Below are 15,517 nucleotides of genomic sequence, written 5' to 3' on the forward strand. Positions count from 1 at the left end.
TGGCCATGGCCGGCCTCGCGCCGGCCATGGCTACGTTTATCCCTTTCAATCGACAAGTGCTGGAGTGCCAAAGGAATGGCCGGAAATTTCTCGTTCGATCAGTTGAAGAAAGCGGTCTCCAGCGGTGAGATCGACACCGTGCTGGCCTGCATCGTCGACATGCAGGGACGGTTGGCGGGAAAACGCTTCCTGGCGCAGTACTTCATCGATTCCGCGCATGACGAAACGCATGGCTGCAACTATCTGCTGGCGGCCGACATCGATATGGAACCGGTGCCGGGCTACAAGGCCGCGAGCTGGTCGAAGGGCTATGGCGATTTCGTCATGAAGCCGGATCTCGCCACGCTGCGGCGCATTCCCTGGCTGGAAAAGACCGCACTCGTGATCTGCGACGTGCTCGACCACCACACCCATGATGACCTGCCGCACTCGCCGCGCGCCATCCTCAAGAAGCAGGTCAAGCGGCTGAGCGAGCGCGGCTATATCGGCTATTTCGCTTCCGAGCTCGAATTCTATCTGTTCAACGAGACATACGATTCTGCCCGAAAGAAGCACTGGCAGGGTCTCGACACCGCATCGCCCTATATCGGCGACTACCAGATCGGCATCACCACCAAGGAAGAAGGCGTCATGCGCCGGCTTCGCAATGAGATGGAAGCGGCCGGCATCCCGATCGAAAATTCCAAGGGCGAGTGGGGTCCGGGCCAGGAAGAGATCAATGTGCGCTATGCCGAGGCGCTCGACATGGCCGACCGCCACGTCATCCTGAAGAACGGCGCCAAGGAAATCGCCGAGTCCGAGGGCAAGGCGATTTCGTTCATGTCCAAGTATAATTACGGGCTCGCCGGCAATTCCAGCCACATCCACAATTCGCTGTGGAGCGCCGACGGCAAGACACCGCTGTTCTTCGACAAGACGGCCGACTGGACGCTGTCGACGCTTGGCCAGCAATGGGCCGCCGGCCAGCTCAAATACGCCAAGGAATTCACCTGGTTCCTGGCGCCCTATATCAACTCCTACAAGCGCTTCCAGGCCGGCACCTTCGCGCCGACTAAGATCATGTGGAGCGAGGACAACCGTACCGCCGGCTTCCGCCTGTGCGGCGAGGGCACCAAGGGCATCCGCATGGAATGCCGCATCGGCGGCGCCGATCTGAATCCGTATCTTGCGTTCGCAGCGCTGATCGCCGCCGGCCTTGCCGGCATCCACGAAAAGCTGGAATTGCAGAAGCCGTTCGTCGGCGATGCCTATCAGGCATCTCGCCTGCCGGAGATCCCGAAGACGCTGCGCGATGCCACCGACACGCTGGCGAAGTCGAAGATGCTCAAGCAGGCGCTCGGCGAGGATGTGCTCGAACACTATGTCCACACCGCAAAGTGGGAGCAGTTCGAATACGACCGCCGCATTACAGATTGGGAACTGCACAGAGGGTTCGAGCGGTACTAGTTATCGACTGTTCGTCGGCGCCGTCGGCGCCGTCCCTTACCCTTCCTCTCCGTGTGAAGAAAACGGAGAGGAGGCGAAGACGCTGGAGCTCCATCCTTCTCCCCGTAACTATGCGGGGAGGGGTGCCGGCAGGCGGATTAGGGGCAGCGTCAGCCCACAAGACTTTGTTGTAGAATGCGAGGACTTCCAAAATGACCGAAACGGTCAAACTCATATCCCCCATCGATGGCTCGATCTATGCCGAGCGGCCGATCGCGACCGACCAAGCGATCAACGCCGCGGTCGAGCGTGCCAAGGCGGCGCAGGAGAAGTGGGCTGAGACGCCGATCGTCGAGCGCGGCAAGTTTATGCTGGCCATGCTGGAAGCGCTGGTCGCGATGACCGACGAGATCGTGCCGGAGATCGCCTGGCAGATGGGGCGCCCGGTGCGTTATGGCGGCGAGTTCGGTGGTGTCAAGGAGCGCACCACCTACATGGTCGAGATCGCCGAGGCGGCGCTCAAGGCGGTGCCGGCCTCCAACCCGAAGGACGGCTTCCGTCGCTATGTGAAGAAGGATCCGCTTGGCGTGGTCATGGTGATCGCGCCGTGGAATTATCCTTACCTCACCGCGGTCAACACCATCGTGCCGGCGCTGATGGCCGGCAACACCGTCATCCTCAAGCATGCGGCGCAGACGCTGCTGGTTGGCGAGCGCTTTCAGCAGGCCTTCGACAAGGCCGGTCTGCCGAAGGGTGTGTTCCAGAATATCGTGCTCAACCACGCCCAGACCGAGAAGCTGCTCGGCTCGGGCAAGATCGACCATGTCAATTTCACCGGTTCGGTCGCCGGCGGCCGCGCCATCGAAAGAGCGGCGGCGGGCACTTTCGTGACGCTCGGCCTGGAGCTGGGCGGCAAGGATCCGGCCTATGTCCTGCCGGACGCCAAGATGGACCATGCGGTCGCCAATCTGGTCGACGGCGCCTTCTACAATTCCGGCCAGTGCTGCTGCGGCATCGAACGTGTCTACGTGCACGAGAAGGTCTATGACGAATTCGTCGAAGGCTTCATCGCCGAGACCAAGAACTATGTCGTCGGCAACCCGCTCGACCAGGCGACGACGATGGGACCGATGGCGCAGGCGCGCTTCGCCGACCTGATCCGCGAACAGAAGGCCGAAGCGCTGCGCAAGGGTGCCAAGGCGCACATCAATATGAAGGTGGCTAACGACAAGGCGGGTTCGCCCTATCTGGCGCCGGAAGTGCTGACAGAAGTCGACCATCAGATGAGCGTCATGCGTGAGGAAAGCTTTGGCCCGATCGTCGGCATCATGAAGGTGCGCAACGACGAAGAGGCGATCGCGCTGATGAACGACAGCCCCTACGGGCTGACCGCTTCGATCTGGACGCGCGATACCGAGCATGCGGTGGCGATCGGCAACCGCGTCGAAACCGGCACGGTGTTCATGAACCGCTGCGACTATCTTGACCCGGCCTTGGTCTGGACCGGCGTCAAGGACACCGGCAAGGGTGCGGGCTTGTCGGCCATCGGCTACGATAATCTGACCCGGCCGAAATCTTTCCATCTGCGCGAAGCCATCTGATTTATTGAAAGACAAAAATGTCCAAGCTGATCTCCAAATGGAACTATCCCACCACCGTCCGCTTCGGCGCCGGTCGCATCAAGGAATTGCCCGAGGTATTGACGGCCACCGGCATCAAGCGGCCGTTGTTCGTCACCGATCCGGGCCTGGCGAAACTGCCGGTCGTCGCCTCGACCTTGAAGATCCTCGACGATGCGAAGGTCCCTTACGGCGTTTTCTCCGAGGTCAGGCCGAACCCGGTCGAATCCAACCTGACCGCCGGCATCGCCGTGTTCAAGAACGGCAAGCATGACGGCGTCATCGCCTTCGGCGGCGGCTCGGCGCTCGATCTTGGCAAGCTGATCGCCTTCCAGGCCGGGCAGACGCGGCCGGTGTGGGATTTCGAGGATGTCGACGACTGGTGGACGCGCGCCAACTCGGATGCCATCGCGCCGATCATCGCCGTGCCGACCACCGCCGGGACCGGATCGGAGGTTGGCCGCGCCGGCGTCATCACCAATGAGGCCACGCACACCAAGAAGGTCATCTTCCATCCCAAATTGTTGCCGGCTATCGTCATTGCCGATCCGGAGCTTTCGGTCGGCATGCCGGGCTTCATCACCGCCGGTACCGGCATGGATGCGCTGGCCCATTGCCTCGAAGCCTATTGCGCGCCCGGCTACCATCCGATGGCCGACGGCATTGCTGTCGAAGGTGTCCGGCTGGTCTTCGAGAACCTGCCCAAGGCCTATGCCAACGGCAGGGATCTCGTTGCGCGCGCCCATATGATGAGCGCCGCTGCCATGGGCGCCACCGCCTTCCAGAAAGGGCTCGGTGCCATCCATTCGCTTTCGCACCCTGTCGGCGCGCTCTACGACACCCATCACGGTATGACCAACGCGGTGTTCATGCCCTATGTTCTGGCCTTCAACCGGGACTCCATCGAGGAGCGTATTGGCCGGCTCGCCGCCTATTGCGGCATCAAGGGCGGCTTCGACGGCTTCGCCAAAGCCATCATCAAGCTTCGCAAGGAACTGAAGGTGCCGCATGCACTGCCCGGCCTTATCAAGGGGCTCGACATGGACAAGAAGCGTAAGACGCTGATCGCCGACATGGCGGTGGTCGATCCGACTGCCGGCGGCAACCCGGTCAAGCTGACCAAAAAGGCGGCGCTGACGTTGCTCGAAAACGCCATCGCCGGCACGGTCTGAGGCGTTTTCCGCACGCAAAGTGATCTGAAAAGGGGCTATGGAAACAAAGGGGGAGGATGACGGGCAAGGCAGAAATTAGTTAGCCGGAAAAAGAATCCCGAAGCGATTGCTACATCAGGTTAAAAAGAGTTTACTTTTTCGCACTGCGAGCAGCCGCTTTCACAAAGCTTTCATCTGGCTGTCACATGAAAACGATACCGCATCGCAGGCGTCCAACGGCGTCAGTTCAACGGAGAGAACACATGTTCAAATTCACGGGGAAAGTGCTTTCCCTTTCGGCCGCGGCGCTTTTCGCGTCGACGGTGATTTCGTCCGCGGATTCGCTGGACGATCTCGTCAAGGCCGCCAAGGCGGAAGGCCAGCTCACCACCATCGCGCTGCCGCATGACTGGTGCGGTTACGGCGACGTCATCGCCGGCTTCAAGGCGAAGTATCCGGAAATCACCGTCAACGAACTCAATCCCGATGCCGGTTCCGGCGACGAGATCGAGGCGATCAAGGCCAACAAAGACAACAAGGGCCCGCAGGCGCCTGACGTCATCGACGTCGGCCTGTCCTTCGGTCCGACCGCCAAGGCCGATGGCCTGATCCAGCCCTACAAGGTGTCGACCTGGGACTCGATCCCCGACAGCGCCAAGGATGCCGAAGGCTTCTGGACCGGCGACTATTACGGCGTGCTTTCCTTCCAGGTGAACAAGGACCTCGTCAAGGAAGCTCCGGCCGACTGGGCCGACCTGCTGAAGCCGGAATTCGCCAACTCGGTAGCCCTTGCCGGTGATCCGCGTGCCTCGAACCAGGCGATCCAGGCGGTTTATGCCGCCGGCCTGTCGTCAGGCGCCGCCGCCGGTGAGGCTGCCGGCACCGCGGGCCTCGACTTCTTCAAGAAGCTCAATGCCGCCGGCAATTTCGTGCCGGTCATCGGCAAGGCCGCGACGCTAGCCCAGGGCCAGACCCCGATCCTCGTCACCTGGGACTACAACGCGCTCGCCGGCCGCGACACGCTGAAGGGCAATCCGCCCGTCGACGTCGTCGTGCCGAAGACCGGTGTTGTCGCCGGTGTCTATGTGCAGGCGATCAGCGCCTACGCGCCGCATCCGAATGCAGCCAAGCTCTGGCTCGAATACCTCTACTCGGACGAAGGCCAGATCGGCTGGCTGAAAGGCTATTGCCACCCGATCCGCTTCAACGATCTCGCCAAGAACGGCAAGATCCCGGCTGACATCCTCGCCAAGCTGCCGCCGGCCGAAGCCTATGCTTCCGCCGTGTTCCCGACGCTTGACGAGCAGGGCAAGTCCAAGGAAGCCATCACCAAGAACTGGGATGCCGTCGTCGGCGCCAACGTCAAGTAACTCACACCATGCCGGGCGGCCTCGCGGCCGCCCGGTCCTTCTCTCGAAGACGGTAGCCGGCGCATGACCGATATCTCATTGTCCGACCACGCTGTTACCGGGAAGACCGCGCCTCCCGCCGAGGCACGCAGCATGCGGCTGCCGACCCAGTGGCTTGGCGTTGCACCGTTCTTCATCTTCGCCATCATGTTCCTCATCCTGCCCACGCTCTATCTGATGCTGGGTGCATTCCAGAACGATGCCGGCGAATTCACTCTCGAAAACATCGCAGCGCTGGCGCAACCGTCCATCGTTGCCGCCTATTGGATTTCTATCAAGATCAGTCTTGCTTCATCGCTGATTGGCGCATTCGCGGGCCTGGCGATTGCCATTGCCATCGTGCGCGGTGGCCTGCCGGACTGGATACGTTCGGCGACACTGACGTTTTCCGGCGTGGCCTCCAATTTTGCCGGCGTGCCGCTGGCCTTTGCCTTCCTCGCCACGCTCGGCCGCCTCGGCCTTGCGACGGTGATCCTGAACACCGTGTTCGGCCTTAACATCTACGCGCATGGCTTCAACATCCTGTCATTCTGGGGCCTGACACTGACCTATGTCTATTTCCAGATACCGCTGATGGTGGTGATCATCGTGCCAGCCATCGACGGGCTGAAGAAGGAATGGGGCGAGGCAGCCGCGACGCTGGGCGCCACCATGTCCCAGTACTGGCGCATGGTGGTCATTCCGGTGATCTGGCCGAGTTTCCTCGGCACCGTGATCCTGTTGTTCGCCAACGCCTTCGGCGCCATCGCCACCGCCTATGCGCTGACCGGCTCGTCGCTCAACATCGTGCCGATCCTGCTTTATGCACAGATCCGTGGAGATGTGCTGCACAATGCCCATCTCGGCTATGCCATCGCCTTCGGCATGATCGTCATCACCGGTCTTGCCAATGTGTTCTACATCTGGTTCCGGACCCGTTCCGAGAGGTGGCTGAAATGAAGTCGGGAAAGTTCTGGGCCTGGCTCGTCTTCGCTCTTGGCGCGGCCTACTTTTTCATCCCGCTGATCGCGACCGTGGAGTTCTCGATGCGCATGCGGCGCGGGGAGTACTCCTTCGACGCCTACAAGGTCGTGTTGGGCGACGCCCGTTTCCAGGCCACCTTCGGCTATTCGGTACTGGCCGCCGTTTTCACCATCATTCTCGGTGTGCTGATCGTGGTGCCCGCCGCTTATTGGATCCGGCTTCGGCTGCCGCAATTGCGGCCGATCGTCGAGTTCATTACCCTGCTGCCGCTGGTTATCCCAGCCATCGTCATCGTCTTCGGCTACATCAGAATGTACGGGTCGAATTCGCCGCTGCCGTTTCTGGCGACCGATACAGGCACCAATGCCTTGTTGGTCATCGGCTATGCGACACTGGCGCTGCCCTATATGTATCGCGCCGTCGACACCGGGCTTCGCACAATCGACGTGCGCACTTTGACGGAAGCGGCCCAGATCCTTGGGGCTGGCTGGGGCACCATCATCACCCGTGTCATCCTGCCCAACGTGCTGATCGCGGTGCTCTCGGGCGCCTTCCTCACCTTCGCCATCGTCATCGGCGAATTCACCATGGCCAGCCTGCTCAACCGGCCTGCCTTCGGCCCTTATCTGCAGAATATTGGTGCCAACCGCGCCTATGAGCCGGCGGCACTTGCCATCATCGCCTTCGCCATCACCTGGGGCTGCATGTCGCTGATCCAGATACTGTCCCGCTTCGCGCCGAGATCCGCGAACCGTCCCAACTGATCGAAAAGTACTGATCGAAAGAAGAACGCCATGGCCGACCCCTTCCTCTCCATCCAGCACGTTCGAAAATCCTTCGGCGCCACCACGGTCGTGGAGGATTTCAATCTTGACGTCGAGCGTGGTGAATTCGTCTCCTTCCTCGGTCCGTCCGGTTGCGGCAAGACCACCGTGTTGCGCATGGTCGCCGGTTTCGAGGAGCCGAGCGCGGGCACGATCGTCGTCGGCGGCAAGGACATTACGCGGCTGAAGCCCAACCAGCGCAATGTCGGCATGGTGTTCCAGGCCTATGCGCTGTTCCCGAACCTGACCGTGGCGCAGAACATCGGCTTCGGCCTGAAGGTCGCCGGCATGCCAAGGGCGGACATCGATGCTCGTGTCGCCGAGATGCTCGGCATCATCAAGCTGCCGCAGATGGCGGATCGCTATCCCTACCAGCTCTCGGGCGGCCAGCAGCAGCGCATCGCATTGGCCCGCGCCATCGCCCCGAAGCCGAAGCTGTTGCTGCTCGACGAGCCGCTGTCGGCGCTCGACGCCAAGGTGCGCGTGTCGCTGCGCGAGGAAATCCGCTCGATCCAGAAGAAGCTCGGCATCACCACCATCTTCGTCACGCACGACCAGGAAGAGGCGCTGTCGATCTCGGACCGCATCGCCGTGATGTATGGCGGCAAGGCCGAGCAGGTCGGCACGCCGTTCGAGATCTACAACCGCCCGGCGACCAAGTTTGTCGCCAATTTCGTCGGCACGCTGAACGTGCTCGAAGGCACCGTCACCGATGCGGCTGCAGGCACGGTGCGGGTCAATTCCGAACAGGTCTCGCTTAAGGGCAAGCTCAACGGTTCCAAGTCAGGCGACACGCTGTCGCTGGCGTTGCGACCTGAGGCAATCTCGCTCGGACGACAGCCCGGCCGCGATTCCAGCCTTTCGGGAGAGATATCCGAGGTGCATTTCCTCGGCTCGGTCATCCGGGTTCGTGTCGGCATCGGCGGCAACACGGTCTCGCTCGACACCTTCAACAGCCCGGCGACACCGCCCCCCGCAGTCGGTGAAAAGGCCGAGATCTCGTTCTCGTCGAGCGATATGCTGGTGCTTCACTAGGCTGATGCGCTTGTTCAAAATGAATGGCTGCATCCCGGTCTGCGAAGACGGGAGGATGCTTCCGTCCGCGTGGCATGGGCTGCAATGCAGGGTTTAAGCGAGCCCTCTATCGGTGATTTCGATGTCGGTGCGGTCGGCGCATTTGTCGAATTGGCAGGGCATCGGCGGAAGGCGAGGCATATTCCCCTCGGCTCAAGCTTGCTGGCCAATCAACAGTTTCCAGCCGCTTTGCCACTGCCAGCGTCTCGGCTTCCCGGCTATAACAGGCCATGGCGCTTTTCGAACTGACACTCGTTCTGCTGTTGATCGCCGTTGCGCTGACGGCGCTGTCGCGGCGCGTGCAGGTTCCCTATCCCTCTTTGCTGGCGCTGGCAGGGGTGGCCATCGCCTTCGTGCCTGGCGTGCCGACCATAGAAATCGATCCGGAACTGGCGCTAGCCCTGTTCATCGCGCCGGTGCTGCTCGATGCCGCCTATGATACCTCGCTGCGCGATCTCAACCGTTACAGGGTGCCGCTTGTGCTGCTGGCGCTTGGCGCCGTCCTTTTCACGACAGCGACGGTTGCGCTTGCCGGCTGGGCGATGGCAGGCCTGCCGATCGCCGCAGCCATAGCGCTTGGCGCCATCGTGGCGCCGCCCGATGCGGTTGCGGCATCGGCCGTGCTTGGCCAGTTCAAGGTGCCGCACCGCATCACTGCCATTCTGCAGGGCGAGAGCCTGCTCAACGACGCCACCGCCTTGCTGATTTACCGGATGGCGATTTCGGCGGCAGCAGGTTCCATTCTGCTGAGCAGCGCCGTTCCGATGATCCTGCTGTCCACGCTCGGCAGTCTTGCGGCCGGCTACCTGCTTGGCCGGGTGTCTCTGATAACGCTGGGCCGGATCGAGGACCCGGCGAGCGGCACCGTGGTGCAATTTGCCGGCACATTCGGGGTCTGGATCCTGGCCGACAGGCTCGGCCTTTCGGCCATCATCACCATCGTCGTCTATGCCATGACGATCGCCCGCACCGCGCCGCGCCGCATGCCGGCCAGAAACCGCATCAGCTCTTATTCGGTCTGGGAAACGGCGGTCTTCGTGCTCAATGTGCTGGCCTTCGTGCTGATGGGCCTGCAGGCGCGTACGATCGTCGGCCGGCTTGCCGGGCAGGGGCAAACCGATGTGTTCGTCCTGGCCGGAACAGTGCTTGCCATCGTCATCGTCTCACGCCTCATCTGGGTGCTGGGGTGCGGCGCGATCATCAGGTGGTTTGGCCGCTTCGGCGTAGCTGATCGTCAGCGTGACGCTCCGTCGTTTCGTGGCGGCGTGCTGATCGGCTGGTGCGGGATGCGCGGTTTGGTGACGCTTGCGGCGGCATTCGCCCTGCCGGCTGAATTCCCGGCCCGCGACCCGATCGTGCTCGCTGCCTTCACGGTCGTGCTCGGCACGCTGGTGCTGCAAGGCATGAGCCTGAAGCCGCTGCTGCGCCTGCTAAATCTCGACCCTGACGAAACGGTCGACCGCGAGGTTGCGCAGGCACGCGTCGTGGTCATGCAGGCCGCGCTCGACATATTGAGCGGCAAGACATCGGACGCGGCGGCCGCGGTGCGCGAGCAATATGCCGCTCAACGCAAGATCGCCAAAAATCCCGACGATGCCCAGGCAGCGACCGAATATGACCGCTTGCGTCTTTATGCGATCAAGAGCCAGCGCGACGCGCTGGAGGAATTGCGCCGCAATGGGACGATCGGCGACGAAGCCTATCATCGCCTTGAGGAAGAGATCGACTGGACCGAACTGGCGGCGTCGCCACCCGGCCGGTTCCAGCCGCTGAATACTTAAGGCATCGCACGCCGTTTTCCGGCGCACGGAAGATACCGAAGTGCTTCGGAATCGGTGCATGATCCCGGTGAAGGGCAAGGCTGGTCCAAGCCACATCCATTCTCCTGCACATTGCAACCGTGGCATCGAACCGCTACTGCCAACACGAAATTGAGCCGGATACGCAATGAAGCTGGTCAGCTACAACATCCAGTACGGGTTCGGCGGCGATGGCCGCTACGATCTTTCGCGCGCCGCGCGCATCGTTGCCGGCGCCGACATCATTGCGCTGCAAGAGGTCGAGCGGCACTGGCAGCGCAGCAATTTCGACGACCAGCCGGAGCTGCTTTCCCGTCTGCTACCGGATTATCATTGGGTCTACGGCCCGGCCTTCGACATGGATGCCAGCGAAAGGCGCGACGGCCGTCTGATCAACCGGCGCCGCCAGTTCGGCACCATGGTGCTGTCGAAACTGCCGATCGTCTGGTCGCGGCTGCATGCGCTGCCGATGCGCCGTACGCAGCGGCCGCTCAACACCCGCAATGCAGCACTTGAATGCATGATCCGCACCCCGGCAGGGCCGGTGCGGGTGCTGTCGCTGCATCTCGCCCATATCGCGGCCGAGGAGCGGCTGGAGCAGATCGACTATCTCCTGGCCGAGCATCGCCGGGCACCGTCCGATGGCGGGCCGTGGAGCGGCGTCGACGACGAGCCCACGCGCAACTGGACCAGCGGCGAAGCGGAGCCGGAAAACCCGCTGGCGGCGATCTGGATGGGTGACTTCAACATGGAGCCGGGCAGCGCCGAATATCGCCGCATCGTCGGCAGCACGCCCTACCATCGGGGTGCCGCCTATCTTGACGGTTTCGTCGATGCCGCCGCCGTTGCCGGGGAGCCGGTTCCGGACTTCCACACCCATGTGAAGACCATCGACGGCAGGCTGGCAAAACGCCGGCTCGACCATTGTTTCGTCGGCGGCATGTTCGCCGGGCGGGTGCGTTCGATCAGTGCCGACATCGGCGAGGTTGCGTCGGATCATTTTCCGCTGCGGGTCGACATCGACCTGGAAACGCCCGGCATTGCCACATGACGCTTTTCGTCTTCTTCGCAGTGCTTGCCGCCGCCGCCATGCACGCGATCTGGAACGCGCTGGTCAAGGTGCATCTCGACCGCTTCCTGTCGATCACGCTGATGACGCTCGGCATGGGCGCGGCGGCACTCGTGGTGCTGCCTTTCGTCGAAGTGCCGAAGGCGGAAGTGTGGCCTTACATCATCGCCTCCGTCATTTTCCACATGGGCTACCGGACGTTCCTGATCGGCGCCTACAAGGCCGGCGATTTCGCCCAGACCTATCCGCTGGCGCGGGGCACCGCACCTCTGCTCTCGGCCTTTGGCGGCATGTTCGTCGTTGCCGAAATCCCCGGCCCGTTCGCCATGCTCGGCATCTTCCTGTTGTCGGCCGGCACGCTGGTGATGTCGTTTCGTGGCGGCGCGCATCTGGAAAAGCTCAATCTGCGCGCGGTCGGCTTCGCGCTGGGCACTTCCATCTTCATTGCCAGTTACACGCTGTCCGACGGCAGCGGCGCGCGGCTGGCGGCAACCGCGCAGAGCTATGCAGCCTGGCTGTTCATCTGCGATGCTTTTGGCGCCTTGGTGCTGTGCCTCATCTTCCGCGGGCCGAAGGCGCTGCCGGTGCTGGCGCGCGACTGGAAGGCAGGGCTGTTCACGGGCGTGCTCAGTGGGGCCGCCTACTGGATCGTCATGTGGGCGATGACCAAGGCGCCGATCGCCTCCGTGGCCTCGCTGCGTGAAACCTCGATCCTGTTTGCCATGATGATCTCGGTCTTCGCTCTCGGCGAAAAAATGACCGGCTGGCGCGGTGCTGCCGCGCTCAGCATCGTGGCCGGCGTCGTCGCACTGAGGCTTGGTTAGGCGCCGCTCAGGTCAGGACCGTCATCACCTGGCCACGTCGTTCCGGGCTGAAGCGGATGACGACGATGATGCAGACGGCGACCACGCCTGCGAACAGCGCCAGGGCATAGCCATAGCTGCCTCCGGCGCTTTCCGCGATTCCTGCCTGATAGGGTCCGCCATAGGATGCGGCGAGATTACCCGCCTGATAGATGAAACCGGGCAAGGTCGCCCGCACCGCGCCAGGCGAAAGCTCGTTGAGGTGCACCGGGATGACGCCCCAGGCGCCTTGGACCGCGACCTGCATGACGAAGGCGCCGATGGCGAGCATGAACGGCGTGGTGCTGTAGGCCCACAGCGGAATAGACGGCAGGGCGATCAGGCACGCCAGGGTGATGGCGTTGACGCGGCCGATCTTCTCGGACAACGCGCCGAACGCCAGGCCACCGACGATGGCGCCGATATTGGCAACGATGGTGATCCAGCTCACCGTATGCGGATCGAAGCCGTGCTGCTTCTTCAGGAAGGTAGGGTAGAGGTCCTGCGTGCCATGACTGAAGAAATTGAAGAACATCATCAGCACGACGGCATAGAGCGCGACGCCCCAGTGTTTCTGCAGGGTTTCCCACATGCCCGGTCTCGCGGTCTTCTGCGCTTCGACGAAGGCCGGCGATTCCGGCACATGCGAGCGGATGAAGAGCACGATCAGCGCCGGCACGAAGCTGAGCAGGAACATGGCACGCCAGCCGATCGTGTAGCCGCCGATCGTCTGCTGATAGAGCAGACCATAGACCACCGCCGCCAGCAGATAGCCGGCCGGATAGCCGCATTGCAGGATGCCGGAGACCATGCCGCGTGCGCTCGGCGGAATGGACTCCATGGCCAGCGAACTGCCAAGCCCCCATTCGCCGCCCATGGCGATGCCGAACAAAGCACGCAGGGCGAGGAATATGCCGAGATTGGGCGAGAAGGCGGCCAGCGCGCCAATCACCGAATAGCTGACGATGTTGAGCATGAGGATCGGCTTGCGCCCGTATTTGTCGGCAAGCATGCCGAAGAAGAACGCGCCGATGAAGCGTGTCGCCAAGGTCAGGAACAGCGCCTTGGAGACCGCGGGCACGTCGGCGTGGAATTCGGTCGCGATATCGGTGAGCAGGAATGTCAGAAGGAAGAAATCGAAAGCATCGAGCGTCCAGCCCAGGAATGAGGCAAGGACGGTCTTCTTCTGCTGCGAATTAAGGGGCAAATCTTCCTCCATCATCATCGATGGGGGGAATTATCGGCCAGTTCAGGGAAGACCGGTGGTCACGTTTTCGCGTGGCTCATTTGATCGAACGCCCGCAGGAATGGCGGAAGGTGCGATGAGACCGACCGGTGCCATCTGTCGATGAACTCGATCGTGGCTTGAGGGTAGGTTTAGATTTCGAGATCAAACACCAGCAGTCCGTCCGTGCCGCCTTCCAGGGCAGCGAACAGGCGCGCGCCGGCGCGCTGGTGCGCTTCATGCACAAGATAGGCATCGCGCGCGGCAGCATCGCGGAAATCGATGGTGAAGCCGTGGGTGAAGCCGCGTGCGAACGGCTCCGGGCTGACATTGGCGCTGAATTTTACTGCGTCCATGCCGTCGATCACCTGTCGCAGCGCCTCGAGATCGGCATGGATCGCCGTGCGCTCGGTGGCGTCGACATCGTTGCGCAGCTTGACGAAAACACAGTGCCTGATCATGTCTTACTCCTCAGTGGCTAAGCAGCCCGGTTTCCGGAAAACACCGCCGGCGGCAGCGGCTCGCGGCCAAGGACCAGGTCGGCGCCCTTTTCACCGACCATGATGGTCGGCGCATTGGTGTTGGATGAAGGCACGCGCGGCATCACCGAGGCGTCGCAGACGCGCAGGCCCTCGATGCCGCGCAGCCGCAGATCCGGCGTCACGACAGCCATATCATCATGGCCCATGCGGCAGGTGCCGACCGGATGGTGGTCGGTCTTGGAACTGCGGCAGGCATAGTCGAACAGCTCGTCGTCGCTGGCGAGTGACGGGCCGGGCAGCACCTCGCGCAGCACGTAAGGGGCAAGCGCCTTCTGCCGCATGATCTCGCGGGCCAGCCGCAGCCCCTTGATCGACATGGCGCGGTCATAGGGATCGGACCAATAGTTCGGATCGATCAGCGGGTGGTCGGCCGGGTCGGCACTCTTCAGCCGCACCGTGCCGCGCGAACGCGGACGCAGGAAAGCCGAGTTCAGGGTGACGCCAGGGTTTTTCAGCTTCTCGACGCCGGCTTCGATGCCGGAACCCAAGCCGAGATGAAACTGGATGTCGGGCGAGGCGGCGGTCGGGTCGGCGTACCAGAAGCCGCCGGTCTCGAACAGGCTGGAGGCCACCGGCCCTTTCTTCAGCAGCAGATACTGCAGGCCGGCCCAGGCCGTGCGGTGCAGCTTGGCGTAGTTGTCATAGGTGTGATCGCCCGTACATTCGGCGATGACGAACAGATCAAGATGGTCCTGCATGTTGGAGCCGACGCCGGGCAGGTCGTGCACCGGCGTGACGCCGACCGACTTCAGATGGTCGGCGGGGCCGATGCCCGACTGCATCAAGAGTTTCGGCGAGCCGATGGCGCCGGACGAGACGATCACCTCGCGCTCGGCGCGCAGGATTTTCTTCTCGCCGCCCGGTCTGTCGACAATTTCGACGCCGATGGCGCGGCCCTTCTGGACGACGATGCGCGTCACCAGCACATCGGTTCGGACGGTCAGGTTCTTGCGGGCGCGGATCGGCCTCAAATAGGCGACTGAAGCGGACGAGCGCCGGGCATCCTTCTGGGTCAGCTGGTAATAGCCGACGCCTTCTTGGGCAGCGCCGTTGAAGTCCGGGTTGAAGGGGATGCCCATCTGCTGCCCGGCACGGAAATAGGCCTCGCAGATCGGCAGCGGCGCAATCGGGTTCGAGACGCCGAGCGGGCCCTGGTCACCGTGAAAATCGTTGGCGTAGCGCTGGTTGTTCTCAGCGCGCTTGAAATAGGGCAATACATTGCGATAGCCCCAGCCGGCGAGGCCTTCTTCCTTCTCCCAGTCGTCGTAGTCGCGGGCGTTGCCGCGCGTGTAGATCTGGGCATTGATGGACGAGCCGCCGCCGACCACCTTAGCCTGCGTGTACCAGAAGACGCGGTCCTTCATATGACTCTGCGGCACGGTCGACCAGCCCCAGGAAGCAATACCCTTGGTCATCTTGGCAAAGCCGGCAGGCATGTGGATATAGGGATGCCAGTCCTTGCCGCCGGCTTCCAGCAGCAGGACCGAATTTGCCGGATCCTCGCTCAATCGGTTGGCCAGAACGCAGCCGGCCGGACCGGCGCCCACGATGATGTAGTCGGTCATGACACTGTCC

Annotated in this window: 13 protein-coding genes; 10 read left to right on the forward strand and 3 right to left on the reverse strand. The window is 62.5% G+C overall.

Translation table 11 applies throughout. The features are described from left to right. Positions 1–75: 75 nt before the first annotated feature. The 10 genes from NKH97_RS10000 (at position 76) to NKH97_RS10045 (ending at position 12,157) form a co-directional block, all read left to right on the forward strand. The gene (locus NKH97_RS10000) at positions 76–1,446 is read left to right on the forward strand and encodes a glutamine synthetase family protein (RefSeq protein ID WP_023810102.1); all 1,371 of its coding nucleotides are present in this window, start codon (positions 76–78) and stop codon (positions 1,444–1,446) included. 191 nt (positions 1,447–1,637) lie between these two features. Next, the gene (locus tag NKH97_RS10005; protein ID WP_352796407.1) at positions 1,638–3,026 is read left to right on the forward strand and encodes an aldehyde dehydrogenase family protein; all 1,389 of its coding nucleotides are present in this window, start codon (positions 1,638–1,640) and stop codon (positions 3,024–3,026) included. 17 nt (positions 3,027–3,043) lie between these two features. After that, positions 3,044–4,216 (forward strand): iron-containing alcohol dehydrogenase, encoded by a 1,173-nt coding sequence (locus NKH97_RS10010; RefSeq protein WP_352796411.1) that lies wholly within the window; start codon positions 3,044–3,046, stop codon positions 4,214–4,216. A 242-nt stretch (positions 4,217–4,458) separates the two neighbouring features. Then, a complete protein-coding gene (locus NKH97_RS10015; protein ID WP_127290572.1) occupies positions 4,459–5,565 on the forward strand; it encodes an ABC transporter substrate-binding protein in 1,107 nt (368 codons plus the stop codon). Positions 5,566–5,628: 63 nt separating this feature from the next. Further along, positions 5,629–6,543 carry an ABC transporter permease gene (locus NKH97_RS10020; protein WP_023810098.1) on the forward strand — a complete coding sequence of 305 codons (915 nt, stop codon included), beginning with the start codon at positions 5,629–5,631 and terminating at the stop codon, positions 6,541–6,543. After that, on the forward strand, positions 6,540–7,331 hold the full coding sequence (locus NKH97_RS10025; RefSeq protein ID WP_023759707.1) for an ABC transporter permease: 792 nt from the start codon (positions 6,540–6,542) through the stop codon (positions 7,329–7,331). Before NKH97_RS10020 ends, NKH97_RS10025 begins: the two co-directional genes overlap by 4 nt. A gap of 30 nt (positions 7,332–7,361) precedes the next feature. After that, positions 7,362–8,426, forward strand: a complete 1,065-nt coding sequence (locus NKH97_RS10030) for an ABC transporter ATP-binding protein (RefSeq protein ID WP_023810097.1) — start codon at positions 7,362–7,364, stop codon at positions 8,424–8,426. A 269-nt stretch (positions 8,427–8,695) separates the two neighbouring features. Then, positions 8,696–10,246: a cation:proton antiporter gene (locus NKH97_RS10035; protein WP_352440921.1), complete on the forward strand. Its 1,551-nt coding sequence runs from the start codon at positions 8,696–8,698 to the stop codon at positions 10,244–10,246. Positions 10,247–10,412: 166 nt separating this feature from the next. Continuing rightward, positions 10,413–11,315: an endonuclease/exonuclease/phosphatase family protein gene (locus NKH97_RS10040; RefSeq protein ID WP_352796418.1), complete on the forward strand. Its 903-nt coding sequence runs from the start codon at positions 10,413–10,415 to the stop codon at positions 11,313–11,315. Beyond that, on the forward strand, positions 11,312–12,157 hold the full coding sequence (locus NKH97_RS10045; protein ID WP_013529691.1) for an EamA family transporter: 846 nt from the start codon (positions 11,312–11,314) through the stop codon (positions 12,155–12,157). Before NKH97_RS10040 ends, NKH97_RS10045 begins: the two co-directional genes overlap by 4 nt. 7 nt (positions 12,158–12,164) lie before the next feature. On the opposite strand, the gene NKH97_RS10050 is transcribed toward NKH97_RS10045, so the two are convergent. The 3 genes from NKH97_RS10050 to NKH97_RS10060 form a co-directional block, all read right to left on the reverse strand. Next, positions 12,165–13,400 (reverse strand): MFS transporter, encoded by a 1,236-nt coding sequence (locus NKH97_RS10050; RefSeq protein WP_081738768.1) that lies wholly within the window; start codon positions 13,398–13,400, stop codon positions 12,165–12,167. A gap of 152 nt (positions 13,401–13,552) precedes the next feature. Beyond that, entirely contained in the window at positions 13,553–13,861 is a 309-nt protein-coding gene (locus NKH97_RS10055; RefSeq protein WP_352774445.1) for a Dabb family protein, read from the reverse strand. Positions 13,862–13,878: 17 nt separating this feature from the next. After that, entirely contained in the window at positions 13,879–15,507 is a 1,629-nt protein-coding gene (locus NKH97_RS10060) for a GMC family oxidoreductase (protein WP_352796422.1), read from the reverse strand. Between the last annotated feature and the right edge of the window lie 10 nt (positions 15,508–15,517).

Origin of the sequence: Mesorhizobium sp. M0870 (assembly GCF_040319775.1) — a bacterium.
Taxonomy (GTDB): Bacteria; Pseudomonadota; Alphaproteobacteria; order Rhizobiales; family Rhizobiaceae; genus Mesorhizobium.

Excerpts from the sequence above, each read along its gene's own strand:
- NKH97_RS10000 (WP_023810102.1), top strand. The coding sequence starts at position 76 with ATGGCCGGAAATTTCTCGTTCGATCAGTTGAAGAAAGCGGTCTCCAGC.
- NKH97_RS10005 (WP_352796407.1), top strand. The coding sequence starts at position 1,638 with ATGACCGAAACGGTCAAACTCATATCCCCCATCGATGGCTCGATCTAT.
- NKH97_RS10010 (WP_352796411.1), top strand. The coding sequence starts at position 3,044 with ATGTCCAAGCTGATCTCCAAATGGAACTATCCCACCACCGTCCGCTTC.
- NKH97_RS10015 (WP_127290572.1), top strand. The coding sequence starts at position 4,459 with ATGTTCAAATTCACGGGGAAAGTGCTTTCCCTTTCGGCCGCGGCGCTT.
- NKH97_RS10020 (WP_023810098.1), top strand. The coding sequence starts at position 5,629 with ATGACCGATATCTCATTGTCCGACCACGCTGTTACCGGGAAGACCGCG.
- NKH97_RS10025 (WP_023759707.1), top strand. The coding sequence starts at position 6,540 with ATGAAGTCGGGAAAGTTCTGGGCCTGGCTCGTCTTCGCTCTTGGCGCG.
- NKH97_RS10030 (WP_023810097.1), top strand. The coding sequence starts at position 7,362 with ATGGCCGACCCCTTCCTCTCCATCCAGCACGTTCGAAAATCCTTCGGC.
- NKH97_RS10035 (WP_352440921.1), top strand. The coding sequence starts at position 8,696 with ATGGCGCTTTTCGAACTGACACTCGTTCTGCTGTTGATCGCCGTTGCG.
- NKH97_RS10040 (WP_352796418.1), top strand. The coding sequence starts at position 10,413 with ATGAAGCTGGTCAGCTACAACATCCAGTACGGGTTCGGCGGCGATGGC.
- NKH97_RS10045 (WP_013529691.1), top strand. The coding sequence starts at position 11,312 with ATGACGCTTTTCGTCTTCTTCGCAGTGCTTGCCGCCGCCGCCATGCAC.
- NKH97_RS10050 (WP_081738768.1), bottom strand. The coding sequence starts at position 13,400 with ATGATGATGGAGGAAGATTTGCCCCTTAATTCGCAGCAGAAGAAGACC.
- NKH97_RS10055 (WP_352774445.1), bottom strand. The coding sequence starts at position 13,861 with ATGATCAGGCACTGTGTTTTCGTCAAGCTGCGCAACGATGTCGACGCC.
- NKH97_RS10060 (WP_352796422.1), bottom strand. The coding sequence starts at position 15,507 with ATGACCGACTACATCATCGTGGGCGCCGGTCCGGCCGGCTGCGTTCTG.